At 69.4% G+C, this 25936-nt stretch carries 31 protein-coding genes; 10 read left to right on the forward strand and 21 right to left on the reverse strand.

Annotation, left to right across the window (positions count from 1 at the left end; translation table 11 throughout):
• Nucleotides 1-4: 4 nt before the first annotated feature.
• The 14 genes from J3S89_RS16630 to J3S89_RS16695 form a co-directional block, all read right to left on the reverse strand.
• Nucleotides 5-1519, reverse strand: a complete 1515-nt coding sequence (locus tag J3S89_RS16630) for an aromatic/alkene/methane monooxygenase hydroxylase/oxygenase subunit alpha (protein WP_217928894.1) — start codon at nt 1517-1519, stop codon at nt 5-7.
• A gap of 22 nt (nt 1520-1541) precedes the next feature.
• On the reverse strand, nt 1542-1814 hold the full coding sequence (locus J3S89_RS16635; protein ID WP_217928895.1) for an MmoB/DmpM family protein: 273 nt from the start codon (nt 1812-1814) through the stop codon (nt 1542-1544).
• 16 nt (nt 1815-1830) lie between these two features.
• A complete protein-coding gene (locus J3S89_RS16640) occupies nt 1831-2820 on the reverse strand; it encodes a ferritin family protein (protein WP_217928896.1) in 990 nt (329 codons plus the stop codon).
• Nucleotides 2821-2881: 61 nt separating this feature from the next.
• Nucleotides 2882-3190 carry a phenol hydroxylase subunit gene (locus J3S89_RS16645; protein WP_217928897.1) on the reverse strand — a complete coding sequence of 103 codons (309 nt, stop codon included), beginning with the start codon at nt 3188-3190 and terminating at the stop codon, nt 2882-2884.
• A 342-nt stretch (nt 3191-3532) separates the two neighbouring features.
• Entirely contained in the window at nt 3533-4174 is a 642-nt protein-coding gene (locus tag J3S89_RS16650) for a GntR family transcriptional regulator (protein WP_217928898.1), read from the reverse strand.
• A gap of 90 nt (nt 4175-4264) precedes the next feature.
• Nucleotides 4265-5287: an asparaginase gene (locus J3S89_RS16655; protein WP_217928899.1), complete on the reverse strand. Its 1023-nt coding sequence runs from the start codon at nt 5285-5287 to the stop codon at nt 4265-4267.
• Nucleotides 5265-5594, reverse strand: a complete 330-nt coding sequence (locus tag J3S89_RS16660; RefSeq protein ID WP_217928901.1) for a non-heme iron oxygenase ferredoxin subunit — start codon at nt 5592-5594, stop codon at nt 5265-5267. The genes J3S89_RS16655 and J3S89_RS16660 overlap by 23 nt, the downstream gene beginning before the upstream one ends.
• The gene (locus J3S89_RS16665) at nt 5591-6547 is read right to left on the reverse strand and encodes a dihydroorotate dehydrogenase (protein WP_217928903.1); all 957 of its coding nucleotides are present in this window, start codon (nt 6545-6547) and stop codon (nt 5591-5593) included. Before J3S89_RS16665 ends, J3S89_RS16660 begins: the two co-directional genes overlap by 4 nt.
• Nucleotides 6535-7425, reverse strand: a complete 891-nt coding sequence (locus tag J3S89_RS16670) for a dihydroorotate dehydrogenase electron transfer subunit (RefSeq protein WP_217928905.1) — start codon at nt 7423-7425, stop codon at nt 6535-6537. Before J3S89_RS16670 ends, J3S89_RS16665 begins: the two co-directional genes overlap by 13 nt.
• Nucleotides 7426-7953: a nuclear transport factor 2 family protein gene (locus tag J3S89_RS16675; protein ID WP_217928907.1), complete on the reverse strand. Its 528-nt coding sequence runs from the start codon at nt 7951-7953 to the stop codon at nt 7426-7428.
• Nucleotides 7950-8279, reverse strand: coding sequence for a cupin domain-containing protein (locus tag J3S89_RS16680; protein ID WP_217928909.1), 330 nt, complete (start codon nt 8277-8279; stop codon nt 7950-7952). Before J3S89_RS16680 ends, J3S89_RS16675 begins: the two co-directional genes overlap by 4 nt.
• On the reverse strand, nt 8276-8689 hold the full coding sequence (locus J3S89_RS16685) for a cupin domain-containing protein (RefSeq protein WP_217928911.1): 414 nt from the start codon (nt 8687-8689) through the stop codon (nt 8276-8278). Before J3S89_RS16685 ends, J3S89_RS16680 begins: the two co-directional genes overlap by 4 nt.
• Before the next feature lie 43 nt (nt 8690-8732).
• On the reverse strand, nt 8733-9086 hold the full coding sequence (locus tag J3S89_RS16690; RefSeq protein ID WP_217928913.1) for a hypothetical protein: 354 nt from the start codon (nt 9084-9086) through the stop codon (nt 8733-8735).
• An 11-nt stretch (nt 9087-9097) separates the two neighbouring features.
• Nucleotides 9098-10399: an aromatic ring-hydroxylating oxygenase subunit alpha gene (locus J3S89_RS16695; protein WP_217928915.1), complete on the reverse strand. Its 1302-nt coding sequence runs from the start codon at nt 10397-10399 to the stop codon at nt 9098-9100.
• Nucleotides 10400-10742: 343 nt separating this feature from the next.
• On the opposite strand from J3S89_RS16695, the gene J3S89_RS16700 reads away from it, so the two are divergent.
• From J3S89_RS16700 to J3S89_RS16720, 5 genes are all read left to right on the forward strand, one after another.
• Complete coding sequence (locus J3S89_RS16700) at nt 10743-12008, forward strand: NAD(P)/FAD-dependent oxidoreductase (protein ID WP_217928916.1); 1266 nt, start codon at nt 10743-10745, stop codon at nt 12006-12008.
• 68 nt (nt 12009-12076) lie between these two features.
• Entirely contained in the window at nt 12077-12733 is a 657-nt protein-coding gene (locus tag J3S89_RS16705; protein WP_217928917.1) for a GntR family transcriptional regulator, read from the forward strand.
• 327 nt (nt 12734-13060) lie between these two features.
• Nucleotides 13061-13990 (forward strand): ABC transporter substrate-binding protein, encoded by a 930-nt coding sequence (locus J3S89_RS16710; protein WP_217928918.1) that lies wholly within the window; start codon nt 13061-13063, stop codon nt 13988-13990.
• A gap of 4 nt (nt 13991-13994) precedes the next feature.
• A complete protein-coding gene (locus J3S89_RS16715; RefSeq protein ID WP_217928919.1) occupies nt 13995-14789 on the forward strand; it encodes an ABC transporter ATP-binding protein in 795 nt (264 codons plus the stop codon).
• Entirely contained in the window at nt 14786-15607 is an 822-nt protein-coding gene (locus J3S89_RS16720) for an ABC transporter permease (protein WP_217928920.1), read from the forward strand. The genes J3S89_RS16715 and J3S89_RS16720 overlap by 4 nt, the downstream gene beginning before the upstream one ends.
• Here the strand turns inward: J3S89_RS16720 and J3S89_RS16725 are convergent.
• Nucleotides 15589-16242 (reverse strand): TetR/AcrR family transcriptional regulator, encoded by a 654-nt coding sequence (locus J3S89_RS16725; RefSeq protein ID WP_217928921.1) that lies wholly within the window; start codon nt 16240-16242, stop codon nt 15589-15591. The genes J3S89_RS16720 and J3S89_RS16725 overlap by 19 nt on opposite strands.
• A gap of 100 nt (nt 16243-16342) precedes the next feature.
• Between J3S89_RS16725 and J3S89_RS16730 the strand changes: the two genes are divergently transcribed.
• The 5 genes from J3S89_RS16730 to J3S89_RS16750 all read left to right on the forward strand — a co-directional run bounded on the left by J3S89_RS16730 (nt 16343) and on the right by J3S89_RS16750 (nt 20250).
• The gene (locus J3S89_RS16730; RefSeq protein WP_230489184.1) at nt 16343-17065 is read left to right on the forward strand and encodes a hypothetical protein; all 723 of its coding nucleotides are present in this window, start codon (nt 16343-16345) and stop codon (nt 17063-17065) included.
• Complete coding sequence (locus J3S89_RS16735; RefSeq protein WP_217928922.1) at nt 17062-17799, forward strand: maleate cis-trans isomerase family protein; 738 nt, start codon at nt 17062-17064, stop codon at nt 17797-17799. Before J3S89_RS16730 ends, J3S89_RS16735 begins: the two co-directional genes overlap by 4 nt.
• A gap of 102 nt (nt 17800-17901) precedes the next feature.
• Nucleotides 17902-19074: an acyl-CoA dehydrogenase family protein gene (locus J3S89_RS16740; RefSeq protein WP_217928923.1), complete on the forward strand. Its 1173-nt coding sequence runs from the start codon at nt 17902-17904 to the stop codon at nt 19072-19074.
• A complete protein-coding gene (locus J3S89_RS16745) occupies nt 19071-19655 on the forward strand; it encodes a flavin reductase (protein WP_217928924.1) in 585 nt (194 codons plus the stop codon). Before J3S89_RS16740 ends, J3S89_RS16745 begins: the two co-directional genes overlap by 4 nt.
• A 31-nt stretch (nt 19656-19686) precedes the next feature.
• Nucleotides 19687-20250 (forward strand): nuclear transport factor 2 family protein, encoded by a 564-nt coding sequence (locus tag J3S89_RS16750; protein ID WP_217928926.1) that lies wholly within the window; start codon nt 19687-19689, stop codon nt 20248-20250.
• A 33-nt stretch (nt 20251-20283) separates the two neighbouring features.
• Here the strand turns inward: J3S89_RS16750 and J3S89_RS16755 are convergent, their stop codons facing one another.
• The 6 genes from J3S89_RS16755 to J3S89_RS16780 all read right to left on the reverse strand — a co-directional run bounded on the left by J3S89_RS16755 (nt 20284) and on the right by J3S89_RS16780 (nt 25811).
• Complete coding sequence (locus J3S89_RS16755; protein ID WP_217928928.1) at nt 20284-21216, reverse strand: LysR family transcriptional regulator; 933 nt, start codon at nt 21214-21216, stop codon at nt 20284-20286.
• Nucleotides 21217-21292: 76 nt separating this feature from the next.
• Nucleotides 21293-22600: an extracellular catalytic domain type 1 short-chain-length polyhydroxyalkanoate depolymerase gene (locus J3S89_RS16760; RefSeq protein WP_217928930.1), complete on the reverse strand. Its 1308-nt coding sequence runs from the start codon at nt 22598-22600 to the stop codon at nt 21293-21295.
• A gap of 202 nt (nt 22601-22802) precedes the next feature.
• Complete coding sequence (locus J3S89_RS16765; protein ID WP_217928931.1) at nt 22803-23603, reverse strand: sulfite exporter TauE/SafE family protein; 801 nt, start codon at nt 23601-23603, stop codon at nt 22803-22805.
• A gap of 102 nt (nt 23604-23705) precedes the next feature.
• Nucleotides 23706-24599 carry an MBL fold metallo-hydrolase gene (locus J3S89_RS16770; protein ID WP_217928932.1) on the reverse strand — a complete coding sequence of 298 codons (894 nt, stop codon included), beginning with the start codon at nt 24597-24599 and terminating at the stop codon, nt 23706-23708.
• A gap of 95 nt (nt 24600-24694) precedes the next feature.
• Entirely contained in the window at nt 24695-25462 is a 768-nt protein-coding gene (locus J3S89_RS16775) for an RES family NAD+ phosphorylase (RefSeq protein ID WP_217928933.1), read from the reverse strand.
• On the reverse strand, nt 25422-25811 hold the full coding sequence (locus J3S89_RS16780) for an MbcA/ParS/Xre antitoxin family protein (RefSeq protein ID WP_217928934.1): 390 nt from the start codon (nt 25809-25811) through the stop codon (nt 25422-25424). The genes J3S89_RS16775 and J3S89_RS16780 overlap by 41 nt, the downstream gene beginning before the upstream one ends.
• Between the last annotated feature and the right edge of the window lie 125 nt (nt 25812-25936).

Raw genomic sequence — 25936 nt, forward strand, 5'->3', positions numbered from 1 at the left:
AGGTTCAGACGGCTTCGCGGGTCTTGGCCGCGTGCCATTCGCTCCAGAGGCGGTCGTCCGGCGAGCCGACATAGTCCATGTTGTCGGCGCCGACGTTCATCCGATACCAGTTCAGAACGTCGGGAACGGTCGCGCCGCCACAGTTGCCCTGGAAGATCTGGTGCACCGGCAGCCACGACTGGATGTATTTCTCCGGTTCGGCATCGAAGATGTCTTTGCAGCCGTCCGAGCAGAAGTGATAGGTCTCGCCGGCGACCTCGGTGCAGCGGAACGCGATCTTGGTCGGGTCTCCCGGCTCCGTATAGGCCATCGGGATCTGGCAGACCTGACAGAGCTGCGGCAGCGACGGATTGTAGAAGCGCTTGCCTTCCTTCTCCATCTCGGCCCACATCTCCCAGCGCGGGCGATAGTACTTGTCGAAGGTGTTCGGATATTTTTCCGACAACCAGTCGAGATGCTCCTTGTCGGGCATCCAGGTGTGGAACGCGGCGGCGTGGCTGTACTGGTAGAACACCGCCCAGTTCTGGTGGGAGATGTGCTCCGCCGCCTCGGTCGCGACGTCGGCGTATTTCGGCACCTTGAGCCCGTAGCGCTCGAGGTCCTGGAACAGCGAGCCGCCGGCCTCGGTGAAGTAGATCTCCCAGGCCTCCTTCCAGGACATGACCTTCTTGGGCAGCATGTAGTCCATCATCATGGCGACGAGGCCGAGCACGCGGAAGCCGCGCCAGAACCACTTGTCGACCCACTTCTGCACGATCGGCAGATTGTCGGGATGCTGCTCGAGCAGGAACTTGATGACCTCGATGCCGAGCGTCATGTGGCGGCTCTCGTCGGACTGCGCCGAGAAGCCGAAGGTCACCGTCGACATGTCGCCGTTGTAGGCCGCGCCCGACATGAAGGGCACGAACAGCAGATTGGTCAGCAGGTATTCGAAGGCGAAGCCGATCGCGATCATGAACTCGAACGGCCCGGCCGCCCGCGCGTCGTCGAAGAACGACTTCGGTACCGAGAGGTACCACACGCGATCGTGCATGTGCGGGAACTCGCCGATCCCGTCGAAGAACTTGTTGTAGTGGCTGATCGTGTGGATCTGCGTCTGCAGATGGCGCAGCTCGTCGAGCGACTGCATCTGGCAGGCGATGCGCGGACCGGCGCCGCGCAGGTGCCGGCCGGTGAAGGCGAAGCCGCGATGGGCCTGATACTCGAGCGGCGACACGCCGGTCAGGAACAGCTTGACGACGTTGATGTAACGCCCGTCGGAGACGCCGGTCTGGCCGTTGTTCTGGGCGAAGGCGTCGAGCACGGCGTAGAGCTTGCGCTCCTTCTCCGCCTGGAACTTCCAATAGGAGTCCATGGTGAGCCGGAAGGGATCCTCCCAGGCCGACCAGTCCTTGATCTTGATCCCCTCGAACGTGTCGTAGGGAAAGACCGCGTCCATCGGCTGATAGGTGGTCTCCCAGTCGAGACCGCGGGTCATGTGGGCGTAGCGCTGCTTCAGCCCGAGCTTCTTCGGTGCCATCGTCGTTTCCTCCCGGGGATCTTCAGTGCTTCCAGCTGAGCTTGAACCAGTCGTCGTCCTCGTCGAGATTGCCGGCCATCGAGATCAGCACCAGCTGGATCTCCTGCGGCTCCCACGGACGTCCGAGCCGGGCCTCGACCGAGGCGCGGTTGACGACGAGTTCGTCGTCGCAGTCGAGCTTGACCGCGCCGGGCATGTTGAGAACACGGACGCCGGGATTGTCGGCGAGGATCGCCTCGATGATCGGGCGGGCGTCGTCGTTGTGGAGCAGGGTGATCGAAGCGATCTGGGCCATCGGGTCGGTCCTTCGGTCAGAGGGTCAGGCCGAGCCCGCGGGCGCGGGTGCGGGCGGCATCGGCGGCGGCGGTCGCCGCGCTCTCGTCGCCGACGAGATCCACCGACAGCGGCCGGCCGGCCTCTTCCGCGCGATCGATCCACTCTTTCGCCCATTGCGAGACGAGGGCGAGGTTCTCCGGGCTCTCGGCCGCGACGGTCTTGACGACCACGTCGGACCACTTGCCCTCCTCGGCGCGCCAATCGGCCATGAACTCGGTCAGCATCGCGACGGTGAGACCGGCGGTGCCCCAGGCGGCCTCGCCATGGCGATAGACGAGGTCGAGCAGGACCGCGTTCACGCCGAGGGTCTGGGCGACGAAGAGCCGGAACCAGTCGCGCTCGACGAAACTGTCCTCGATCAGCCGGCGCGCGCCCTGCCAGGCCGGGGCGGTGAGCCAGGCCTCCTTGGCGGCGTCGAGCGAGGACCCGCTCTGCCCGTCGAGGACGAGGCCGATACGGCTGACGATCTGGGCCATGCCGAGCTGGTCGGCGGCGGAGAAGATGCAAGGGGCGGTCACCGCGGTGCCGTAACCGCGCTGGCAGATCTCCGCCATGTTCATGTTGGAGCCCCAGTGCAGGTGGCGGATCGGCAGCAGGCCGGAGATCAGCCGCGCCTTCACCGCCTCGCCGGCCTTGCCGAGGAGATCGCGTTCCTCGACGAAGGCGAAGTTGCGATCGACCGCCTGCTGCATGTTGGCGCGGGCGATGTTGTAGGTCCCGTAGTAGAACTGGCGCGGATCGAGAGGCTTGTACCAGTCCTCCATCACCACGGCGGTCTTGCGGGTGTCGTAGAGCCAGTATTCCGGCTCCCACAGGGGCTTGTAGTGGAAGTTCGCCGTCGCCTGGACGTCGAGCGTCGCCTCCTGGTAGCGCGTCGCCGGCTTGTCGCCGCCGAGACGGCGGGCGATGTGCCCGAACGTCTGGCGTTTCGGCTCGAGATCGATGGTCTTGATCTGTACGCTCACCGTTTTCCTCCTCGGGCCGTCGGCCGGCCTCTCGTCTGTCGTCGGGGGAAGCGGCGCGGGGTCAGCGCGCCGGATCCGTGTCCTCTCGCGCCGTGCGACGCAGCAGGCCGGGATGGCCGGCGCGCCAAGCCATCTGTTCCAGCGTCTCCGCCGTCTTCGGATCAGGGGGGAGCACTTCCGCCGAACGGGTTCGGCAGAACTCTTCGAAGGCCTTGGTCGGCAGGATCAGCTCGACCGCGAGCGTGCCGTCGCCGAGCGAATATTCGAACTCTACGAAACGCCCCAGCCGCGTGCCGAGAATGCGGACGCGGGCTTGGCGGGGGTCGTCGCTGCCGGGCGCGACGGTGCGCGCTTCGACCTCGTCGGTCACGGTTGCCTCCCTAAGGCGGTATGCGGAGTGTGCATGTCTGCCACCCCGTCATCGTTGAGCCGGTTATCCGAACTGGCCGTTCGATTGTCAATCATATTTTCGATATTTTTCGGAACACCGTAATTGTGTACGTGTGCTTCGGTAATATTCCACTCGAGATTTCAGTACGGCCGCGCGGACGCCTCGCGCCCGGAAAGGGCGGCTCCCGGGGCGATCGCGCGACGGGACGCGCCCCGGCGTCGGCGCACGCCGACCGGGTGGGCGCGCGTCCGCCGTGGGAAAATGTCGCAGGGAAGAAGGGGGGGGCACCCGGCCCGAGGCGGAGCCGGCGCGGCGCCGAGGTCAGGGGGCGATCAGGGTCATCTGCAGAGAGACCTGCGCCGCCTGGAGCATCTGCTCCAGGGTGCGTTCGGCCTCGACCACGTCGCGGCGCATCAGGGCCTCGACGAGGCGGCGGTTCAGCCGCTTCGACAGCGCGATGTTGCGCCGGTCGTGCAGCGTCTTCTGGCGGATATGGGCGGTCTGCTGCTCGAAGGTCTCGATCGCCGCGAGCAGCGGCCGGTTGCGCGCCAGACGAAAGACCGTGGCGCGGATCGTCCGGTTCGCCTCGATATAGGCGTCGTCGTCGAGGTCCTCGAGACCCTCGAGGAGCGCGCCGAGCGCCGCAAGTTCGGCGTCGCTCGCCCGCTCCGCGGCGAATCGCGCCGCCGCCGGTTCCAACCGGGCGCGGACCTCGAAGGTCAGCGCGATGTCCTCCGAGCGCCATTTCGGCACGACGAAGCCGCGTCCCTCTTGGAGCAGGAACCCGTCGTTGGCGAGCATGCCGAGCGCCTCGCGCGCCGGGGTGCGAGACACGCCGAACTCGTCGGCGATCCCCTGTTCGGTGAGGAGATCGCCGTCGCCGTAGCGGCCCTCGGCGAAGCGCCGGCGCAGGTCGCGGTGGATCCGGCTGCGCAGATCCGGTGAAGGCGATGGTTCGTTCAAGGCGTTCCCCAGCCGCCGGTCCGGTCGGCGCTCGCGTCGGTCGATGGAACGACCATAGTCCAGCGCGGCTCCGACGCCAGTCTCCTCGCTTCAGGCGGCGAGGAGAAGGCGCTGGATCTCGGCCGCGTCGAGGCCGAGGGCGAGCGCCCGCATCACCAGGATGCGCACCTTGTGCGGCGGCAGCCGGCCGCCGCCGAGAATGCCGACCGCGCGGTTGTAGGCTTGATCGGGAACGACGCCGCGCCGTGCCCGGCTCGCCTGGACGACGAGAACCCCGGCGCGGGCGGCGCGGATCAACGCCTCGCGCTCGCCGTTGGCGGCGCGCCCCGGCGGAAAGCCGGCCGAGACGATCGCCCGCGCCGAGGCGGCGACGAAGGCGTCGATCGCCACGCCGTCGGCCCCGGCATGCGACCAGGCGATGTCGACGCGCGGCATCGGCCCGCTCGGGACCGCTTCGGCGAAGACGAGACGGAGAGGGTCTGCCTCGCGGCGCGGCAGGGTCACGGCGCCGTCGGCCTCGATTCGGCCGAGCGGACCGAATTCGGGGGAGACGAAGGCGTCGAGCTGATGGTTGCCACCCTTGGTGACGTCGGCGGCGGCATGGATCTCGCCGTTCATCACCACCACCACGCCGAGGCCGCGCGCGACGGGGGCGGCGGCGACGGCGATCGCGGCGCGCAGATTGGCGATGGCGTCGCTCGCCGTGGTGTTCGGCGGGCGCTGCGCGCCGGTCAGGACGACCGGGCGGTCGCAGCGATGGCCGAGGGCGAGGAAGAACGCGGTCTCCTCGAGCGAGGCGGTGCCGTGGGTGACGACGATGCCGTCGAGCGCCGGATCGGTGGCGAGGAGCCGATCGATCACGGCGGCGAGGTCGCACCAGTCGGCCGGTGTGATGCCGGTGCTCGGCAGCAGGCGAAACTCGACCGGCACGATCTCGACGCCGGGCAGGATCTCGCCGGCGGCGGCGAGGATCTCGGCGACGGAATGGACGATGCCGGTGTCGCCGTAATCGACCCAGTCGAAGGGATGGGCGCCGTGCATGGCGATGGTGCCGCCGGCACCGACGACGGCGACCCGGCGCGCGCGCGCTTCAGACGGGATCGAGGCCGACATGGAGCACCCCTTCGACGATCTTGGTGGGATGGACGGCGAGATCGCGGCAGGCCGGCGTTCCGACCGCGCGACCGTCGCGGAAGTCGAAGAGCCCGCCGTGCAGCGCGCATTCGAGCACCCCTTCCTCGACGTCCAGAAACCCCTCGCTGAGGAAGGAGCGGCCGTGCGTGCACAGATCGTCGAGCACATGGAAGTCGTCGCCGACGCGCACGACGCACAGCCGGTGGTCGCCGACGTCGCGGCGCTGCGGCGCCTCCGAGGGGAAGTCGGCGACGGCGCCGAGCGGGATCCAAGTCGCGGACGTCATGCGGATACCTTCGCGGGGACGGGGTCGATCGCGGCGGTCGGGACGCCGCCGCGCGGACGCATCGCGCCGATCAGCTCGGCGATGCGGGTGATGCCGTGGCGCCGGCAATAGGCCTCGAGCCCCTCGATCGCGCGCGGCATGGCGGTCGGCGTGACGAAGGTGGCGGTGCCGATCTGGGTCGCGGTGGCGCCGGCCAGCATGTATTCGACCACGTCGCTCCAGTCGGAGATGCCGCCGCAGCCGATCACCGGGATCGAGACGACCTCGGCGCATTGATGGACCATGCGCAGGATGAGGGGCTTCAACGCCGGGCCGGTCAGCCCGCCCATGACGTTGCCGAGGCGCGGCTCGCGCGTCTCCGGATCGATCGCCATGCCGAGGAAGGCGTTGGCGACGATCACGGCATCGGCGCCGGCCTCCTCGGTGATGCGCGCGAAGCCGGCGATGTCACCGACGTTGGGAGTGAGCTTGGCCCAGACCGGGCGGGTGGTCGCCGCCTTCATCGCCGTGATCACGTCGCGGGTCGCGACCGGATCCATGCCGAAGGCACGGCCGTGGGCGCGCAGGTTCGGACACGAGATGTTGGCCTCGATCGCCGCGATCTCCGGCACGTCGAGACGGGCGGCGATGCGGGCGAAGTCCTCGACCGTGTCGGCCGAGACGCTCGCCACCAGGGGCGTCGGGAAGCGGGCGAAGAACGGCACGGTCTTCTTCAGGTAATAGTCCGGGCCCAGGCTCGGGATGCCGATCGCGAAGAGCGTGGCGTCGCGATATTCGACGAGGCGCGGCGGCAGCGTGCCGCGCCGGAGGTCCGGGGTGATGGTCTTGGTGACGATCGCCCCGAGCCGGCCGAGGTCGAAGACGTCGGCGAGCCCTTCGGCCAGCGTCCCCGATCCCGGCATCACCGGATTGGCGAGAGTGACGGATCCGATCCTGACGCTCAGATCGACCATGACGTGGCCTCCTCGATCGGGAACACCGGGCCGTCCCAACAGACGCGCCGGTATGAGGTTTCACCGGCGGCATCGACGAAGGGCCGCACACAGGCATGGCAGAGACCGACGGCGCAGGCCATGTGCTGCTCGAGCGCGACCTCGCCGGGAACGCCCCAGGCGCGGGCGAAGTCGCGGGCGAGGCGCATCAGCCGATCCGAGCCGCAGGTGACGATCGCGTCGAACGGCCGTTCCGCGTGGATCGCCGCGATCCGGGCGCGCAGCGCCTCGACGGCGGAAGTGCCGTCCGTATCGGTGACGACGAGCGTGTCGCAGCCGCAGGCGGCGAGCCGATCCTCGGCCATGACGAGATCGCGGGCGCGGGCGCTGAGCACCGCCGTCACCCGCCCGCCCGCCGCCGCGACGGCTTCCGCCTGCGGCGCGAGGGTGGCGAGACCGACGCCGCGCGCCAGCATCAGAAGATGGCGCCGGCCCTCCGGCGCGGCGAACCCGTGGCCGAGGGGGCCGAAGGCGTCGAGCCGATCGCCGGGGGCGAGGGTGGCGAGCCCGCGCGTGCCGGCGCCCTGGACCTTGTAGAGGAAGGTGATGGTGCCGGCGGCCGGATCGACGGCGTGAATGCTCATGGGGCGACGCAGGAACGGCCGATCCTCGCCCGACGGCGGGCAGGCGAGATGGAAGAACTGGCCGGGACGCGCGGCGAGCGCCGCCGCCGGGGCGGCCGCGACCATCAGCCGGTAATCGTCGTTGACGGCCGCGTTGACGAGGACCCGGCACAGGTTCTCCGCGACCGGAAAGCCGGCCGAGGCGGCGGGGACGTAAGGGGGGTGGACGTCGGGAATGGGGACACGGGGGTCCGCGAGACGAAGGGCGCTCGGCATTCAGAGGGTCTCCCCGAGAGGTGCCAGGCAGACGACCGCCTCGGCGGTCTCGGCCAGAACGAGGGCGTGAAGATCGGTGAAGCTCATGCGGGCGATGCGCCAGCCGTCGCCGGTGCGGCGCATCTCCTCCCGCGTCTCGCCGGTCATCGCCACGACGCGGCCGTCGGGGCGGATGCCGAGTTCCCACAGCCGCCAGATCGCGACGGCGCCGTCGCCGTCGAGGTCGATGCGCGGCGTCAGGTAGAAGTGGCGGGTGAAGCGCCACGGCGGATCGCGGAAGAAGGCGAAGAGCGCCTCGCGTCCGATCCGGTCGCCGCCGAAGGAGCCGCCCTCCCAGACCGCGTCCTCGGTGAAACAGTCCGCCTGGACACGGGCGGCGCGGTCGATCGCCTCGGCGTCGAGGCGCCGGCGGTCGGGGCCGTATTTGGCGTCGGCGGCGGCGGCGTAGCGCGCCTTGAGATCGCGGATCTCCTGCCCGTCGAGGAGCCGGGCGAGACGCGGATCGAGCGGGGCCAGGGCCGCGGTCATGGCGCCGGTGTCCCGGAGGCGTGATTGACGACGCGGTAGAGCACGCCGGTCGGCGCGACGAGACGCCAGCGATGCGGCTCGCCGGGCGGGATCACCACGGCGGTCCCCGCCTCGAGGCGATGGGTCTCGGCGGACAGGACGAGTTCGAAGGCGCCCTCGAGCACCGCGCCGACCTCCTCGCCGCCGGTGGTCTCGAACGTCTCGCCCGCGTTCCAGCGCTTCAGCTCGACGACGAGGTCGCGGCCCTGGTCGGCGAAGGCGACCGGGGCGGTCGCCCCCCGGTGCCAACCGCTCTCGGTGACGGTGCAACGGGTCGGGTCGGTCATGACGTGGGCGCTCCCGGGTAATAGACGCGGGTCGCGCCCTTGGCGCCGTATTCGGCGCGCGGCGGCGTCACCACGTTGATCCGGAGGCAGCGACCCTCCGCATCGAAACGGTTGACGCCCCAATGGCTCTGTCCGGCCGGCATGATCATCACCACGCCGCTCTCGAGCTCGACCGTGTCGCAGGGGCCGGCGGGGTCGTCGCCGAGCCCGACGGTGCAGCCGCCGGTCACCTGCAGGGTCGCCTCCTCGCCGTGGGCATGGGCCTTGGCGGCGATGGTGGCGCCCTTTTCGGCGAGGAAGTCGACGATGCCGACGCTCAGCGTCTCCCCGACGACGCTGCGCATGCGCAGACCGCCGGGGACGACCTCGGTGAGGTCGTCGAGGAAGGAGAAGACTTGGGCGACGCTCAAGGGATCGTCCTCATGGGATGACGAAGGGAAAGGGCGCGCCGGCTCAGAAGGCCGGGCGCAGCCGATGGCTCTCGACGGCGGGGAACCGCGCCGAGTCGTAACCGTCGCAGACCGCCGGTTGGTCGTAGCTTTCGATCGCCGGCGCGATCTCGGCGACCGACAGCATCATCGCGAAGAGATCGGCCTCCGGCTTCGGCAAGGCGTCGAGGTCGAAGCCGTCGAGATGGGCGGCGATGGCGTCGAGGCGCGGCAGCATCGCCTCGGCAAAGGCGCGGATCTCGCCCATGTCGGAGGCGAGACGGCGGCGGTTGCGCGCCGTCTCGGTCGGAAGCGCCCAGGCCGTGAACGGCGCGAGGTCGGCGAAGGCGGCGGGCAGAACGGCGGGGGAGGGGGTCATCTTCGTCTCCTTCAGGCGCGGGCGCGATCGGCCTCGAGGCCGGCCCGGATCAGCCGGTCGACCACGACCGCGCCGTGGCGCACCATGATCTCGAAGTCCTGCAGCACCATGTGATCCTTGGCGCCGGTGGCGGCGGCGGCCTGGGTGTGCTCGAGCGTGCTCAGATCCTCGAGCAGCACGTCGCGCAGCGCCACCTTCATGTATTCCTGATAGAAGCGCCCGCCGGCGGTCTTCATCTCGGGGTAGTAGACGCGCGCCTCGAACAGCGTCTTGTCGTGAGAGATCGGCCGGAAATTATAGGCCTGGAAGTAGTTCGGCCGCGTCGAGAGATAGAACTCGGGGAAGACGCAGTTGATGTCGAAGGCCCAGTTGGGATGGCGGGTCCAGTTGAGCCCGTCGGGCAGACGCACCTCGTCGAAGGAGAGCTTCGTCCCGCCCTGGGCGAGGCGCAGTGCGGCGGTGGCGATCGGCCGGTTCGATCCCGCGAGCGCCTCGGCGGCGGCGGAAGCGCCGGTGGTCGCGGCCTTGGGGTTGCCGTAGACCGACTTCGGATTGCCGGCGATCGACAGGCGGCGGTGGAAGTCGCCGCACAGACCGTCGATCGGATGGGGGCTGCCGGTGTCGGTCTTCTCCAGCGCGTCGGCGATCGAGCGGCCGTGCACGTAGCCGACGTGATAGGTCTCCTGGAAGGCGTCGAGCACCATCTTCCAATTGCAGTTCACCACCGTCGACCAGCCGTAACAGGCGGTGAACATGTGGAAGGGATAGCCCTCGAGCCCGCCGAACATCGGCGCCATGAAGTCGGCGAGCGAGAGCGCCGGGGCGGGGTCCATGTTGATGAAGACGAACCCCTGCCAGACGTCGCAGGAGACCGGGGTCAGGCCGTGGGTCTCCTTGTCGAAGTCGGCCTCGAAGGCCGCTTCGTCGGGCACGCCGGTCAGACGACCGTCGAGGTCGTAGGCCCAGCCGTGGAACTTGCAGAAGAACTTCCGCACCTTGCCGCAGGGCTCGTAGACCACCTTGTTGAGGCGGTGCGAGCACACGTTGTGGAAGGCCTTGACCGCGCCGGACCGCGTCCGGACGACGATGATCGAGGCGTCGCAGGCGGCGAGATCCTTCACGAAATAGTCGCCGGCGGTCGGGATCTCCTCGACGCGACCGACGTGCAGCCAGGTCTTCTTGAAGACGTGAGCCTTCTCGAGCTCCCAATAGGCGGGATCGATATAGGGCGCGACCGGGAGCGGACCGCGTCCGAGATCGGGATAACGGTCATGGAGACGCGCCGGCTGCGCTCCGGTCACAGGCTGATTCATCGCTTGGCCCCGTGTCGTTCGGATGGGATGAGCAAACGGTATACGTTTTTCGGAAACCGACAAGGCGATTTTTCCGGCAGAGAGCGTCGAAACGGTGGTTCGGAGGGGTGAAGACCACGTCTCCGGGCCTCCGAAGAGGCGTCGCAGACGCGCGAAAAATATAGAAAAAACATATGATTGGTACCTCTCTGGATCGCGCGCCCACGGGTCGACGATAAAAACGAATGGCTGTCGTTATTTTGTGCGTCGATGCGGCCTACGTCGATTTACAGACCCGATTTTCCATGCAAACGTATACCGAGTTGGCGCCGAAGAGGTGCCGTCACTGTCCGAAGGGGGTCTCATGTTCCAGGCGTCGGCCGATCGTCTCGATCTGACGGTGTTCGTCGCGGGGGCCGGTCAGGCCGGCGCGCGCGTGGCGCAGGGCCTGCGCGCGGCCGGCCATCGCGGGGCGATCGTCGTGGTCGGCGAGGAGATCCATGCGCCCTACGAGCGGCCGCCGCTCAGCAAGGAACTGCTGCTCGGGGAGCGTGCGGTCGAGGATCTCGCGGTGGTGCCCGCCGTCGAATGGGCGGCGCTGGGCGTCGACACCCGCCTGGGTCTCCGCGTCGCCGGCTTCGATCGGGACGCCGGCCGGGCACGGCTCTCGGACGGAACCACGGTCGATTTCGACGTGGCGGTGATCGCCACCGGCGGGACGCCGCGCCGTCTCTCCGTTCCCGGCGGCGACGACCCGCGCCTGCGTGTCCTGCGCGGTCTCGACGATGCCCTCGCTCTCGCCGCCGATCTGCGCGCCCTCGCCGGAACCGGACGCCTCGCCGTCGTCGGCGCCGGCGTCATCGGCCTCGAGGTCGCCTCCACCGCCCGCCGCCTCGGCGTCGACGTCGCCGTGCTCGAGGCCGGGCCGCGCGTCATGGCGCGCGTGGTGTCGCCCGACGTTTCCGACTGGCTCGCCGACGTCCATCGCGCCGCCGGGGTCGCGCTCCACCTCGACACGCGGCTCGAGGCGGTCGAGCCGATCGGCTCCGGCTTCCGCCTGCATCATCGCGGCCCGTCGGGCGCCGCCACGCTCGACGCCGATCTCGTCCTCGTGGCGATCGGCATCGATCCCGCCGTCACCCTCGCCGAGGGCTGCGGCCTGCCGGTCGGCGACGGGATGATCGTCGATCGCTTCTGCCGCAGTCCGGCCGATCCGCGCTTCCATGCCGCCGGCGACGTCGCCTGCGTCGAGGATCCCGCGACCGGCCACCGCCTTCGCCTCGAGACGTGGCGCAACGCCGAAAATCAGGCCCGCGCCGTCGCCGAGATCATCCTCGGCCGCGCCGAGCCCTTCGCGGAGACCCCGTGGATGTGGACCTCCCAGCACGGCCACGACCTTCAGGTGGTGGGGCGGCCCGACCCGGAGGCGGTGGTGATCCGGCGCGGCGATCCGGCCGACGGCGGCTTCGCCCGCCTGTGGTGGCGCGACGGCCGGCTCGTCGGCGGGGTGCTGGTCGACCAGGGCCGCGACCGGCGCTTCCTCGAGCAATTGGTCACCGAGGCGCGGCCGGTCGATCCCGCGGCGCCGGCCGATCCGAGCCGGCCGCTGCGCAGCCTCCGGGCGGGGTGAGCGTGATGGTCTCGACGGCGGCGGACGAGCGTGATGGAATGGCGCGACGGCAGCCACCGGCGAAGACGATGGACGACGATCGACGCACCTCCGACTTGCGCGGCCGGATCTACGATCTCCTGAGGGCCGAGATCCGCGACGGCCGCCACGCCGAGGACATCGTCTTCGGCGAGCACGCGATCGCTCGCGCCTTCTCGGTGTCGCGGACCCCGGCGCGCGAGGCGCTCGCCCTGCTCGCCCGGCGCGGCATGCTGGTCCCGCGTCGGCGGGGGTTCGAATTTCCCCGTTTCACGCCGCGGGAGATCGACGAGATCTTCGAGGTGCGGCTTCTGCTCGAGCCCTGGGCGATGCGCGGTGTGGCGCGAAGCGCCGCGCCGGAGGATCGCCGCCGCCTCGCGGAGGCCTGCGCGGAGGATCTCGGCGAGGCCTTCGTCCCGGGTTCGCCCGAGGCGGTCGCCGCGCTCGATCGCGTCCAGCGCCGGCTCTCCGCGCTGGTCGCCAATCCCGTGCTCGCCGATCTCGCCGAACGGCACGCCGACAAGGTCGCCGTCCATGTCGCCGCGCTGCTGCGCGATCCGGCCGAGGCCGAACGCGCGCGCGGTGCGGTGGCCGCAATCGTGACGGCCGTCGCCCGGGGCGACGGACCCGACACCGAACGGCTCACCGTCGCTCGTCTCGAAGCTCTGCGGGACGCCCTGCGACGACGCGCCGAGGAGGGGAGCTGACCCGCCCGCTCGACGATCAATAGCAATCATAATTCGGTTTATATCGCAGGAAGCGGAGGGGTGGAGGTCATCGCCACCGCCGCCGCTTCCTTATGCATTTTGCACTGAAGTTCGGCGGAAAATGGGAGAATGACGATGGTGATGCCGATGGATCGGCACCGCCGGAGGCCGTCTGGAATTCTTCTTATGCTCAAATTTTGAACAGCTAAAAACGTATTGCATTCTTTTTTGTCTGGCGCCTCGAGGGGCGTGGAGTAAGTTGAACACCGGATCGGGATTTTACGCATTCCCCTCTTGTGATCTCACCAGCCGATGAGGATCCGTCCGATGAAGGCCAAGAAGACCGTCGTTTTCTCTTCTTCCGTGGTTCTGCTGCTCTCTTCCCTAGCATCCGCCGCCTGGGCCGAAACGATCAAGATCGGCGTCGGCATCGACGCGGCCTTCGCCCCCATCTTCCTGGCGCAGCATCGCGGCCTGTTCGCCAAGGCCGGCGTCGATGCCTCCGTCCAGAAGTTCTCGCAGGGCGGCGAGGCGATGGACGCCCTCGCGGCCGGCATGGTGCAGATCTCCAGCGCCTCCGATCAGACCTCGCTGATCCGCATGTCGCGCGCCGATCTGAAGCCGCTGGCGATCTACGAGGAATCCGGCACCTACATCAAACTCGTCGCCCGCCCGGGCGTCGCCTCGGTGAAGGACGTCAAGAAGTTCGGCGTGGTGAAGGGCACGGTCAGCGCCTATTCGACCTTCCTCGCCCTCAAGAAGGAGGGGATCGACCCGGCGACGGTGCAGATGATCCCGGCCGGCCCGCCGGAACTGCCGGCGCTTCTGGCGCGCGGCGACATCGACGCCTTCTTCGCCTGGGAGCCCTGGCCGGGCAACGCCGTGAAGCAGGGCGCCAAGGTTCTCGCCACCTCCGGCGACGTCGGCTACGCCTACACCATGTGGGCGGTCGCCAACGGTCCCTGGCTCGAGGGCCATCACGACGAGGCGAAGAAGATCCTGAAGGCGCTCGCCGAGGCCGCCGATCAGATCGTCGCCGACCCCGAGGCCGCCGCCAAGGATCTCCAGGCGGAGACCAAGCTCCCCGCGACCGACACGATCGGCTTCCTCAAGGACACCAAGTGGAAGGTCCGCGACTTCGGCGAGAAGGACCTGAAGCTCTTCGACGGTATCGTCGGCTTCATGGTCGAGCAGAAGATCGTTCCGAAGCCCGTCCCCTACCGCGACGGCCTGCAGTTCGGCTTCTACAAGGAGTGAGGTCATGACCAAATACGAGGGCATCCGCCTCGACGGCGTCGGCGTCACGCTCGGCGGAACCGAAGTGGTGGCGAACGTCGATCTCGACATCGCCCCGGGCGAATTCGTCTGCCTGCTCGGACCGTCCGGCTGCGGCAAGTCGACCCTGCTCAACGTCATCGCCGGCTTCGTGCCGGCGACCGGCGGGGTCTTCGTCGGCGGTCACGAGGTGAAGGGTCCCGGGGTCGAGCGCGGCGTCGTGTTCCAGAGCGCCGAGGCGCTCTTCCCCTGGCTCACCGTCCGCCAGAACGTCGAATATGGGCCGAAGATCCGCGGCGCCTCCAGGAGCGAGTGCGCCGAGATCTCCGAGCGCTATCTGCGCCTCGTCGGCCTCTTCCACGCGAGCGACAAACTGCCGAGCGAATTGTCCGGCGGCATGCGACAGCGCGTCCAGATCGCCCGCGTGCTCGCCAACGAGCCCTCGGTCATCCTGATGGACGAGCCCTTCGGCGCCCTCGACGCTCAGACCCGCGAGGTGCTCCAGCGCGAGGTCGATCGCATCTGGCGGGCGACCGGCGCCACCATCGTCTTCGTCACCCACGACATCTCCGAGGCGATCCTGCTCGCCGATCGCGTCGTCACCATGAGCGTCGGCCCGCGCGCCCGGATCAAGACGGTGGCGAAGGTCGATCTCGAGCATCCGCGCGATCTCATGGATCCGCGCGCCCTGGCGCTCCACCGGATGCTGCGTGACGACATCGGGTCGGAAGTGAACAAGTCGCTTCGCGCCCAGGGTCTCCTGACGGAGGAAGCGGCATGAGCGTACAAGGTGAAGTCATGACCGCCACGCGAGAACCTCGCCGCCGTCGCCCCTTCCTGTCGCGATGGCCCGGGTCGGGCGCGGCGATGACCGTCGCCTCGATCGTCGGCGGCATTCTGATCTGGCAGCTGCTGAGCCTGCGTCTGCCGCCGCTGTTCCTGCCGAGCCCGCGCGACACGGTGCTCGGCGCGATCGAGCTGTGGCAGGACGGCACCCTGCAGATGGCGATCCTCGCCTCGAGCGGGCGCATTCTCGTCGGCTGGGGCCTCGGCCTCGTCGTCGGCGTGCCGATCGGCATCCTGATGGGCCATTTCCGTTGGATCCGCACCCTGCTCGATCCCTATATCGAGTTCTTCCGCTTCATCCCGCCGATCGCGCTGGTGACCCTCGCGGTGATCTGGCTCGGGCCGGGCGAGATGTCGAAGGTCGCGCTGATCTTCTACACCACCGTGTTCCTGGTGACGCTCAATACGCTCGCCGGCGTGCGCGCGGTGCCGGAACTGCGTCTGCGCGCGGCGGCGAGCCTCGGCGCCGGCGCCGTGCGGACGCTGTGGACGGTGATCGTGCCCTCGACCGTGCCCTACATGGTGACCGGCGCGCGGCTGGCGCTCGGCAACTCGTTCCTGACCATCGTGTCGGCGGAGATCGTCTCGGCCGAGGACGGGCTCGGCGCGTTGATCTGGCTCGCTCGCAACTACAGCCGCACCGAATGGGTCTTCGTCGGCATCATCGTCCTGGGCTGGCTCGGTTATGCCTTCGACCGTCTGCTGAAATACGCCTCGATGCGGCTCTTCGCCCGTTACGGCGTCAACGGCTGAGGCGGCGCCGCCTCGGCCTCCCCGTCGAGCGTGCCGGCGTCCTCGTCCTCGAGCGACGTCGGCATCTCGCCGAGGAGCAGATCGACGAAGACGTCGGTGAGCGCGTTCATGTCGCGGGTGTCGCCGAGGCGCCGGTTCACGGCGAACCCGTCGAAGGCCATCCAGATCACGTGGGAGAGATAGTTCCCCCGCATGATCTCGCGGCGGGCCGGGGGCAGGCATTCCAGGATCAGATCGGTCAGGAAGGCTTCGGATTCGGCGAGGAAATCGGTCGGCTTCTTCACCGTCAGCGGCGCCGTCGAGAGCGCGTCGATGATCGCCACGGCGAAACAATTGTTGGTCGACGTGAAGTCGTTCCACGTCCCCAGCAGGATGCGCTTCAGACGGGTGCGCGGCGAACGAAACTTGCGCACCTCGACGGCCAGCCCGGCGAGTTGGCGCTTCATCCACGGCACGTACAGGGCCCGCAAGAGGACCAATTTCGACGGAAAATAGACGTAGAGGTTCGCCGGCGTCATGTTCGCCGATCGCGCGATCTCGGCAATCGTCGTCGCCGCATAGCCTTTTCGGCAGAAAAGATCGAATGCAGAAGCGAGAATTGCTTCGCGCAGCTCTTCCTTTTTGACCTGAGCCACTGAATCACCATTCCAACAATTAGACTTCCATTGGATCTAGCATTCCATTTGCTGTTTGAAAAGCCCGCAAACAGACGCCAAGAAAACGAAGGACATCGAAATGACCGTCTGCTGTTTCGTCTATTTCGAGGCCCCGGACAATCTCGAAATCCGGATCTCGGACGAGGATCTCGATCGGGTCGTGACGACGGTGAGGACCTTGCCGGACATCCGTCGCGGGCTGGTCTTCACGCCGGTCGCCGCGACGGTCGAACACCCCTTCTCCAACGACGGAACGCCGCCGGCTCTGGCGCTCCAGCTCTATTTCGACACCCTGCCGGCGCTCGAGGCGGTGTTGCGGCCGGGGGGCGCGCTGACGCCGATCGTCGGGCCCGAGGCCCTGCCGAGCCTCGCCGACTGCGCCGTGTCGCATCAGGTGACCATGGTCCGGCCCTTTCCGGTCGACGAGCCGACCGTCGCTCCGCCGGCCGGCGAGCGTCCCTGTTCCTATCTCGTCCACTATCCCGGGGCGGCCGAGAACTTCGACGCCTGGCTCGCTCATTACGTCGATCATCATCCCCAGATCATGCGGGACTTCCCCGGCGTGCGCGAGATCGAGATCTATACTCGGGTCGACTGGTGCTCGCTCCTTCCCTGGGCGAAGGTCGAGCACATGCAGCGCAACAAGCTGATGTTCGACAGCCCCGGCGCGCTCGCCGCCGCGCTCGCCTCGCCGACGATCCTGCGCATGCGCGCCGACTTCCACACCTTCCCGCCCTTCAGCGGCGGCAATCGCCATTATCCGATGACGACCCGTGAGGTGGTCGCGAGGCCGGTGTCATGACGGCCTCGAGCGATCGTCACGTCGGCCAGCTCTACCCGTCCGGCGGTCTCGCCGACGACGAGGTCCAGACCATGGCCCCGCCGGGCCTGCGCTTCCACACCACGCGCATGCCCTTTCGCCGCACCGGCATCGCCGACGATCTGGCGCTGGTCCGCGACCTCGAGGCCCAGGCGGGCCTCCTCGCCGATGCCGAGGTCGAGCTGATCGCCTTCAACTGCACCGCCGCCAGTCTTCTGGTCGGCCCGGCGGTGATCCGCGAGCGCATCGCGCGGGCGACCGGGCTCGCGAGCGTGACCACCATCGAGGCGGTCCTCGAGGCGCTGCAGGCGGCCGGCCTGCGCCGCATCGCCCTCGCCACGCCCTATCTGCCGGAGGTGGTGCGGGCGGAGATCGACCATCTCGCCGAACTCGGCCTCGAGGTCGTCGCCGAGGCCGGGATCCCCTGCGACACGCCGGTGAGACAGGGGCGCCTCGATGCCGAGATCTGGCTCGACGTCGCCCGCCGCCTCGCCGAGAGCGACGCCGACGGCCTGCTCCTGAGTTGCGCCGGGATCCGCCTGTCGCCGGTCCTCGGGGAGATCGAGCGCCTGTTCGGCCGGCCGGTGGTGGCGAGCAATCAGGCCCTGCTCTGGGCGGTCTTGAGACGGCTCGCCATGCCCGATCGCCCGGCCGGCTTCGGCGCGCTCCTCGCCGGCGCCTTCGACGCAGCGGCGGCGCCGGTCGCGCTCCGGTGAGATGGAATGCATTCGGAGAATTCATATGATTATGACAATGAATTTGACGAATGAAGACATCGCGGGTTTGATCCAGATCAAATCCAACGGAGACCTTCGGCCATGACACGGCATGTGAACCCGGACGCGGCGCGCGCCGCCGTCGACTTCGCGAGGCTGACCGAGCAGCCCGCCTTTCTCGCGTTGCTCGACACGGTCCGCGCCCGTCGCGGCGAGTTCGACCGGCTGCGTCACGTGCCGCGCGACGTGGTGGCCCAGATGAAGGCGGCGCGCATCTTCCGCGCGTCGACGCCGACCAAGTTCGGCGGCGACGCCATGGCGCCGCATCACTTCCTGAAGATGGTGGAGAAGATCTCCGAGGTCGACGGCTCCACCGGCTGGGTCGCAGCCTTCGGATCGGCCAACACCTATATCGCCGCCCTGCCCGAGGAGAGCCAGGCCGTCATCTATGCCGAGGGGCCCGATCAGGTCTATGCCGGCGGCCTCTATCCGCTGCAGCGAGCCGAGAGGGTCGAGGGCGGTTGGAAGGTGACGGGCCGCTGGCGCTTCGCCTCCGGCTGCATGGGCGCCGACTGGATCGGCGTCGGCATCACCGGCGGCACGGGCACGCCGGTCGTCAAGATGGCGGTGGCGCCGGCCGCCGAGGTCGAGATCATCGAGAACTGGGACGTCATGGGCATGCGGGCGACCGGCAGCCACGACACCACGGTCACCGACAAGTTCTACGCCGACGCCTGGACCTGCGATCGCGGCGCCGCCGGGATCTTCGAGGACACGCTCTATCGCTATCCCGCGCTCGCCTATCAGGCCGAGGTCCACGCGGCGGTCAATCTCGGTCTCGCCCGGGCCGCGCTCGATCTCGCCCGCGAGGCGGCCAATGCCGGCAAGCTGATGCCGGGCGCCCCTCGGCTCGCCGATCGGGCCTATTTCCGGCAGGGCATCGCCGAGGGCGAGGCGCGGCTGCGTGCCGCCCGCGCCTTCTATTACGAGAGCGCCGAGGAGGCCTGGGATCTCCTCGCCGGACGCGAGGCGCTTCCACTCGACAAGGTCAATCTCCTGCGTCTCTCCGCCAGCCATGCCTCGCGGGCGGCGAGCGAGACCGTTCTGACCTGTTATCGGATCTTCGGCATGGCGGCGGTGGAGAGCACCCATCGCATGCAACAGATCCTGCGCGACTCGCTCGTGGTCACCCAGCATGCCGCCCTCAACGACGCGACCATCGACAACGCCGGTGCCGTGTTGATCGGCCTGCCGGCGCCGGTGGGTTACCCATGAGGCCCGCCGCCGACCCCACCGCGCGCCCGACGTCCTCGGCGCGCGACCTCGCCACGCCCCGGGCGGAGAGGCTCACGTCTTCACCGATCGCCGTGCTCGAGTTCCGCGAGGCGATGTCGCGGCTCGGCGCCGCGGCGACCGTCGTCACCACCGACGGGCCGGCCGGGCGCTTCGGCATCACCGCCTCGGCGGTGTGCAGCGTCACCGACGCCCCGCCGACTCTCCTCGTCTGCATCAACCGCGCCACGCGCCTCCACGACGCGGTGCTCGCCAACGGCGCGCTCTGCGTCAACCTGCTCGGTCGCGATCATGAGGCGCTCGCCCTGCGCTTCGCCCGACGCGGCACCTCGACCGAGGAGCGCTTCGCCGGCGAAACCTGGCGGCCGCTCGTCACCGGCGCCCCGGCGCTGGCGAGCGCCGTCGTCGCCTTCGACTGCCGGGTCGCCGCGTGCCGAGAGGTCGGCACCCACGGCGTGATCTTCGCCGAGGTGGTCGGTCTCGTCTTCACCGAGAAGGCCGAGAGCCTCGTCTATTTCGACCGGGCCTTCCACGCCCTCGGCGCCGCCGCGCCGGCGCCCTGACCCCACCCCTCCAGAGACAGGAAGATCGCTCATGCCCGTCACCGACGAGACCATCGCCGCCCTCGTGCGCCGCATCGAGGTTCTGGAGGCGGAGGCCGACATCCGCCGCCTCGAGGCGCGCTACATGTTCCTCTGCGACACGCCGCTGCCGGAATACGGCGTCGACCCGGAGGCCGGACGCATCGACCGCATCATGGATCTCTACACCGACGATGCGGTCTGGGAGGGCGTCGGTGAATATTACAACGGCCAATTCGGCCGGGCCGAGGGCAAGGCGGCGATCCGCGCGCATTTCGAGGCCTTCTGGGGCGAGAAGCGGGATCCGGCCCTGCTGCTCAATTGCCATTATCTGACCTCGGAACAGATCCACGTCGACGGCGACACGGCGACCGGCCAATGGGTGCACATGCAGCCCTGGATCTTCTCCGACGGCAAGGCGCTGCTGCGCTCGTCGCGGCTCAACAACGCCTTCCGCAAGGAGCCCGACGGGACCTGGAAATTCACCCGGACGCGGACGGAGAACGTCTTCATCGCCCCGCTGCCGGCCGGCTGGGCGAGCGACTTCCCCGCCGCCTCGGTGCTGATGAAGCCCTGACGTCACCGCACGAGACCGGGCCCGCCGTCGCCGTCAGTCGGACGGCGGCGGGTCCTCGGCGAAGAGTTCGGGCAGGATCGTCCGAAACCAGCGCAGGCCGGGATCGTCGGTGAAGTTGACGTGGACGTGCAGGTCGACGTCGATCGCCGGGAGATCGAAGGGCAGGTCGAGGAGCGCGAAGTCGCCGCGCGCGGCGAGCCGCCGCGAGACCGAGCGGGGGAAGATCGCCGCCAGCTTCGAGTGGCGCACGATCTCCGGAACGATCGTGTAGTGCTCGATCGAGACGACGGTGGTGCGGGCCGCGCCGAGCGCCGTCAGCCGCTCGTCGATCGTCTTGTAGCCGGTCGCGTGCACCGCGACCTCGACGAAGTCGAGCCGCGAGAAGGCCTCGACGTCGAGCGCCCGCCCCGCCTGCTCGTGTCCGGCGGCGAGGAGGCAGACGAACCTGTCGCGCAGGAGAAACGTCGAGACGATCTCGTCGGCCGGCAGGTCGGGCAGATGGCCGAGCGCCATGTCGATCCGCCCCGATCGAAGTGCGGCGGCGATGCTCTCCGCATCGAGCTGGACCGAGCGGATCCGGAGGTTCGGCGCCACTTCGGCGAGCCGAGCGAGGATCTGCGGCAGGCAATAGAATTCCGAGACGTCCGACATGGCGATGGTGAAGGTGCGTGTCGACGTCTCGGGCCGGAACTCGGCATGGGCGGCCATGGTGCGGCCGAGGAGGCCGTAGGCCTGGGCGAAGGGCTCGTGCAGCCGCCGGGCGGCGGGGGTCGGCTCCATGGTGTGGCCGACCCGCAGGAAGAGCGGATCGGCGAACTGTTCGCGCAGTCGCCGCAGGGCGTGGCTGACCGCCGGCTGTGTCAGCCCCAGCCGCTCGCCGGCGCCGGAGATGCCGCGCGTCTCCCAGATCGCCAGGAACACCTTGATGAGATTGAGGTCGAAGGCGCCCGGGTCGCGCGGGGTCATGGCCTGTCTCCGATCGATCGCCCCTCGCCTCGGCCCGAGCGGGATCGACGTGAGATAGCCGGCCGGCCCGCGCCGTTCAAGACGGCGATCGCGGCGCGGCCGCCTGCGCCGGTCCGGCCCGCAGCCGCGAGAGGATCCCCGCCCCCGTCCGTCGCGCGCCGAGCCCATGGGCGGCGAAGAAGCGCAGCATCTCCCCGGTCGCGTCCGGGCCGGTCGCGACCGCATAGGATCCGGCGGGATCGCCGCCGAACCAAGCGTGACCGCCGTCGGCGACGTGCCACACCCTGCCGGTGACCCGGCCTTCGGCATCGGTGCGGGTCGTCACGGTCGCGGTCGAGCCCCCAGCGGCGCGGGTCTCGATCCGGGTCGCGCCGCCCGCCTCGGGCACGAGTTCGGCGAGGAGGCGGTCGGCGTTGCTCGGATGGACGGTGTGATCGGCGTCGCCCTGAAAGACGAGGAGCGGCACGGTCTCGGCGCTCGCCGTCCGCGCGCCGGCCGGCGCCTCGCGAAACCGGCCGCGCATCGCCGCGAGCCCGGAGCGCAGATCGTCGGCATGTCCCGGCGCCACGCCGGAATGGATGCAGGCGGCGCCGAAGAGTTCGGGATGTGTGCGGGTGAGGATCGCGGTCATCGCGCCGCCGGCGGAAAGACCGGCGACGAATACCTGCTCGCGCCCGAGGTTCCAGCGCTCCATGATCTCGCGGACGATCCCGGCGAGGATCGCCGGTTCGCCGCCGTGGCGCACCTGATCGGCGAGGCGATACCAGTTCCAACAGCCGTTGGCATTGGCCGAGCGCGGTTGGTGCGGATAGGCGACGAGGAGCCCCATCGTCTCCGCCGCCGCGTTCATGCGGGTGCCGACGGCGAAATCCTCCGGCGTCTGGCGGCAGCCGTGCAGCATCACGACGAGCCCCTTCGGCCGCGCCCCGGCCGAGGCCGGCTCGTAGAGGCGATAATCTCGGGTCCCGGCCGCGCAGCTGAACACGTGGCGATCGAAGCGGGCGCCCTCGGGGACCGGCGGCGGTGCGACGTCGTCGTTCCACGAGCTCATCGCCGCCGTCCACGCCTCGAGACCGCCGAAGGCCCGACGCACCGCGCGCAGCGCCGCGATCGTGTCGCCGAGCGGATCGAGCGGCGCCCGCGCGAAGGCCGGCTCGGCCTCGGCGGCGGACGGCTTCGCCGGCTGCGTCGGGGGCGGGCTCGGCGGGAGCTTCGCGGCGGAGCGTTCGGCCGGTGGGGGAGGGGTCTCGGCGCGACGCGCGCCCGTGTCCGGGGTCGGCTTCGCGCCCCGGATCCGCTCGACGGTGCCTTCGGCGGTTCGCGCGAGCGCGGAAAGGCCGGAACGGAGACGGTCGAGAAGCGAGGGGGAAGATTTGGATGGCATGCGAACCGGATGTCCTTCGTCGTCGGCGCGCGCGCGCCGGGTCGGCGGGCTCGCGCCCCACGGCCCCGACGTTCGCGGGCGGACCGGCGTGGGCGGCCTCGGGCGACCCACGCGAACCCTCAGTCTGCCACCGATCGGTGTCCTGAACATGTCCTCGTCGCCGGATCGTGCGCGAACGGTCGACCTCCGCGTCGCGCGACCGTCACCGCGTCGCGACCCAGGCGAGACCGGCGCGCCACAGAACATAGGCGGCGACGACGAAGACGACGGCGGCGAAGATGCGGGCGAGCGTGTTGCGGCGGGTCGAGAGGCGGGTCGAGAGGCGCAGACCGACGGCGCCGCCGACGAGCCCGCCGGCGAGGAATTCCGCCGCCACGGTCCAGTCGACGAGACCGGAGGCGGCGTAGTTGATCGCGGTCGCCAGGCCGAAGGTGCCGACCGCCATCAGTGAGGTGCCGACGGCGTCGATGATCGGCATGCCCGTGGCGAAGATCAGCGCCGGCACGATCAGGAAGCCGCCGCCGATGCCGAAGAAGCCGGAGGCGGTGCCGGTCGCCACCGCCACCGCCGCCGCCCGCAGGCAGCCGCCGCGCGAGATCGGTTTCCGCTCGAACGATGCGGCCGGGCGTGGCCGCAACATCGTGACGCCGACCGCCACCATGGCGAGACCGAACAGGAAGAGGAGCGCGTTGCCGTCGACGAGCTTGCCGACGGTCGAGCCGAAGAGCGCGCCGAGCGTGCCCATCACCGAGAACACGATCGCGCAGCGCCAGATCACGTGGCCGCGCAGCGCATGGCCGACGAGATTGGCATAGGCGTTGAGCGAGACGGCCAGCGCGCCGGTGCCGAGCGCCACGTGCGGCGAGGCGACGCCGACCACGTAGAGCAGGAGCGGCGTCGCCAGAACCGAACCGCCGCCGCCGATGAGGCCGAGCACGAATCCCGAGAGGCTGCCCGACAGGACGGCGGCGATGGATTGAAAGGCCAAGATCTCATCTCCCATGACGAGGGGGCTCACCCGGCAGGCCGCGGTGGTCGTGGCATCTCAACCCCGCGATCTCCTCGCGGCGGGGATCCGAACGCCCCGAGGCGACGCGGTGCGGGGTCACAGGGTGTCGATCGGCAGCTTGAAGAAGCGCTTTCCGGCAGCGTTCGGTTCGGGCAGGCGGCCGGCCTTCATGTTGACCTGGAGCGAGGGAAGGATCAGGCGCGGCATCGCCAGCGTCGCGTCGCGGGCGGCACGGCGAGCGACGAACGCATCCTCGTCGATGCCGTCGCGCAGGTGGATGTTGTGGGCGCGCTCCTCGGCGACGGTGGTCTCCCAGACCATGCCGCGCCCCTCGCCGCCGTAGTCGTGGCAGAGGAAGAGCCGCGTCTGCGGCGGAAGGTCGAGGATGCGGCGGGCCGAGCGGTAGAGCGTGCGGGCGTCGCCGCCGGGGAAATCGGCGCGGGCGCTGCCGGAGTCGGGCATGAACAGTGTGTCGCCGACGAAGGCGGCGTCGCCGATCACATGGGTCATGCAGGCCGGCGTGTGGCCCGGCGTCGCCAGCGCCACCGCCTCCAGGGCGCCGATGCGATAGCGTTCGCCGTCGCGATAGAGCCGGTCGAACTGGCTGCCGTCGCGGCGGAAATCGGGCCCCTCGTCGAAGACCGCGCCGAAGGTCTCCTGGACCAGCGTGATCTTCTCGCCGATGCCGATCTCGCCACCGAGCCGCTCGCGCAAATAGGCGGCGGCGGAGAGATGATCGGCATGGACATGGGTCTCGATCAGCCGCTCCACCTTCAGCCCGTTCGCCTCGACGAAGGCGACGAGCGCGTCGGCGGACCGATGGGCGATGCGGCCCGCCGCATAGTCGAGATCGAGCACCGGATCGATGATCGCCGCCGCACCGGTCTCGGGATCGGCGACGACGTAGCTGATCGTGTTGGTGTCCGGATCGGGAAAGGCGGTCACCACGGGACGGGCGGCGGCGGCGAGATCGGGGGCGTTCGCGGTCATGAGGTCCCTCGGGTCGGTTCGATCGGCGTGTCGAAACATATATGGTTCGACGAAGTTTGAGAAAAGACCCTCGGCGCTGCGGCCGCCGCGAGCGATCAGCGCACCCAGGCGAGAGAGGCGATCCTCGGATCCGCCGCGAAGGCGTCACGGCCGAATTCGAGCCGAACGATCGGAAATTCGCAGATCGCCTGGACGCCGTGCGCCCCGACGCGGAGGCGCCAGGTTCGGCGCTCGACCGGCGCCGGTTCGGTGAAGGCCGCGCAATCGAGCACGGCGAGGGCGATGCCATGCTCGGGGTCGCGCACGGATTCGCTGCGAAGCAGGGCGATGCCGGCGGCGCGGGCGCTCTCGGCGAGGCTCTGGCAGGCCTCGTAACCGATCGGCGCGGTCCAGGCGGCGCGATTGCGATCGAGCGGCGGCAGGGTCAGATCGAGACTTCGGTCGCAGGCGATCCGCACGGCGAAGGCGGTATGGTCCGCCGCGTCGTCCGGCCACGGCGTCGCCGGCGATTCCGCGAAGAACAGCAGGCGGTAGAAGGCCATCTCGGCGACGGCGGTCTCCGGCCGTTCGGCGGCGTAGAAGACCCCCGGTGTGCGCCCGGCGCGGCGGAAGCGCGAGCCGGTCGGATAGATCGCGTCGTAACGAAAAGGGGTGGCGAGCAGCCGGTCGAGGCCGCGGCAGGCGAGGGGCAAGATCGGCTTGCTCTCCTCGAGCAGTTCCTCGAGCAGAGCCTGTTCGCCGAGGCGATCGACCAGCTTCAGGGTCGAGACCCGATGTTGCGCCTCGACCAGACGCCAGCCGAGACCGCCCCAGGGGCGCGCCTCAGACGACAGCGCGTCGGGCGTCCAGGTAGGCGATGACATCGACGAGCCCCGTGATGGTGCGGATCTTCTCGGACGGCGGCGCACCGAGGGCGGTGTTGTCTGCGACGAGCCAGACGCGGGCCACCCGCTCGTCGCCGCCGACGATGGCGTCGAGCGAACGGAACAGGCGCACGAACAGAACCGCCAACTCGAACGGTTTCGAGCCCGGCTCGAGGGCGTGGTCGCCCTTTCGCATGCGCGACAGCGTCGCTTCGCTGACCCCGAGCACGGCGGCGAGCGCCTTGCCCTTGAGGTCGAGCCGCTCGGCGGCGCGTACCGCCGCCTTGGTCACGACCGGGCCGGCGGCCGGTGTCGCGCGAGGTGAGGACCGTTCGAAGGCGAGAGACATGGAAGCCTCCTTCTCTTGAAACAATCATATTGGAAAATTCCCATGGAAACAAGAAGAGTGCGCGCGACGAGACGGAACGGGGTGTGACTTTGGTTCCAGCCTCGGGGGTGGTCGCCGTGACAGGA

The organism is Pinisolibacter aquiterrae, assembly GCF_019160155.1.
Taxonomy (GTDB): Bacteria; Pseudomonadota; Alphaproteobacteria; order Rhizobiales; family Ancalomicrobiaceae; genus Pinisolibacter; species Pinisolibacter aquiterrae.

Coding starts and splice junctions, on each gene's coding strand:
- J3S89_RS16630 (WP_217928894.1), bottom strand. CDS start 1,519: ATGGCACCGAAGAAGCTCGGGCTGAAGCAGCGCTACGCCCACATGACC.
- J3S89_RS16635 (WP_217928895.1), bottom strand. CDS start 1,814: ATGGCCCAGATCGCTTCGATCACCCTGCTCCACAACGACGACGCCCGC.
- J3S89_RS16655 (WP_217928899.1), bottom strand. CDS start 5,287: ATGTCGGCCTCGATCCCGTCTGAAGCGCGCGCGCGCCGGGTCGCCGTC.
- J3S89_RS16660 (WP_217928901.1), bottom strand. CDS start 5,594: ATGACGTCCGCGACTTGGATCCCGCTCGGCGCCGTCGCCGACTTCCCC.
- J3S89_RS16665 (WP_217928903.1), bottom strand. CDS start 6,547: ATGGTCGATCTGAGCGTCAGGATCGGATCCGTCACTCTCGCCAATCCG.
- J3S89_RS16670 (WP_217928905.1), bottom strand. CDS start 7,425: ATGCCGAGCGCCCTTCGTCTCGCGGACCCCCGTGTCCCCATTCCCGAC.
- J3S89_RS16675 (WP_217928907.1), bottom strand. CDS start 7,953: ATGACCGCGGCCCTGGCCCCGCTCGATCCGCGTCTCGCCCGGCTCCTC.
- J3S89_RS16680 (WP_217928909.1), bottom strand. CDS start 8,279: ATGACCGACCCGACCCGTTGCACCGTCACCGAGAGCGGTTGGCACCGG.
- J3S89_RS16690 (WP_217928913.1), bottom strand. CDS start 9,086: ATGACCCCCTCCCCCGCCGTTCTGCCCGCCGCCTTCGCCGACCTCGCG.
- J3S89_RS16695 (WP_217928915.1), bottom strand. CDS start 10,399: ATGAATCAGCCTGTGACCGGAGCGCAGCCGGCGCGTCTCCATGACCGT.
- J3S89_RS16700 (WP_217928916.1), top strand. CDS start 10,743: ATGTTCCAGGCGTCGGCCGATCGTCTCGATCTGACGGTGTTCGTCGCG.
- J3S89_RS16705 (WP_217928917.1), top strand. CDS start 12,077: ATGGACGACGATCGACGCACCTCCGACTTGCGCGGCCGGATCTACGAT.
- J3S89_RS16710 (WP_217928918.1), top strand. CDS start 13,061: ATGAAGGCCAAGAAGACCGTCGTTTTCTCTTCTTCCGTGGTTCTGCTG.
- J3S89_RS16715 (WP_217928919.1), top strand. CDS start 13,995: ATGACCAAATACGAGGGCATCCGCCTCGACGGCGTCGGCGTCACGCTC.
- J3S89_RS16720 (WP_217928920.1), top strand. CDS start 14,786: ATGAGCGTACAAGGTGAAGTCATGACCGCCACGCGAGAACCTCGCCGC.
- J3S89_RS16730 (WP_230489184.1), top strand. CDS start 16,343: ATGACCGTCTGCTGTTTCGTCTATTTCGAGGCCCCGGACAATCTCGAA.
- J3S89_RS16735 (WP_217928922.1), top strand. CDS start 17,062: ATGACGGCCTCGAGCGATCGTCACGTCGGCCAGCTCTACCCGTCCGGC.
- J3S89_RS16740 (WP_217928923.1), top strand. CDS start 17,902: ATGACACGGCATGTGAACCCGGACGCGGCGCGCGCCGCCGTCGACTTC.
- J3S89_RS16745 (WP_217928924.1), top strand. CDS start 19,071: ATGAGGCCCGCCGCCGACCCCACCGCGCGCCCGACGTCCTCGGCGCGC.
- J3S89_RS16750 (WP_217928926.1), top strand. CDS start 19,687: ATGCCCGTCACCGACGAGACCATCGCCGCCCTCGTGCGCCGCATCGAG.
- J3S89_RS16755 (WP_217928928.1), bottom strand. CDS start 21,216: ATGACCCCGCGCGACCCGGGCGCCTTCGACCTCAATCTCATCAAGGTG.
- J3S89_RS16760 (WP_217928930.1), bottom strand. CDS start 22,600: ATGCCATCCAAATCTTCCCCCTCGCTTCTCGACCGTCTCCGTTCCGGC.
- J3S89_RS16765 (WP_217928931.1), bottom strand. CDS start 23,603: ATGGGAGATGAGATCTTGGCCTTTCAATCCATCGCCGCCGTCCTGTCG.
- J3S89_RS16770 (WP_217928932.1), bottom strand. CDS start 24,599: ATGACCGCGAACGCCCCCGATCTCGCCGCCGCCGCCCGTCCCGTGGTG.
- J3S89_RS16775 (WP_217928933.1), bottom strand. CDS start 25,462: ATGTCATCGCCTACCTGGACGCCCGACGCGCTGTCGTCTGAGGCGCGC.
- J3S89_RS16780 (WP_217928934.1), bottom strand. CDS start 25,811: ATGTCTCTCGCCTTCGAACGGTCCTCACCTCGCGCGACACCGGCCGCC.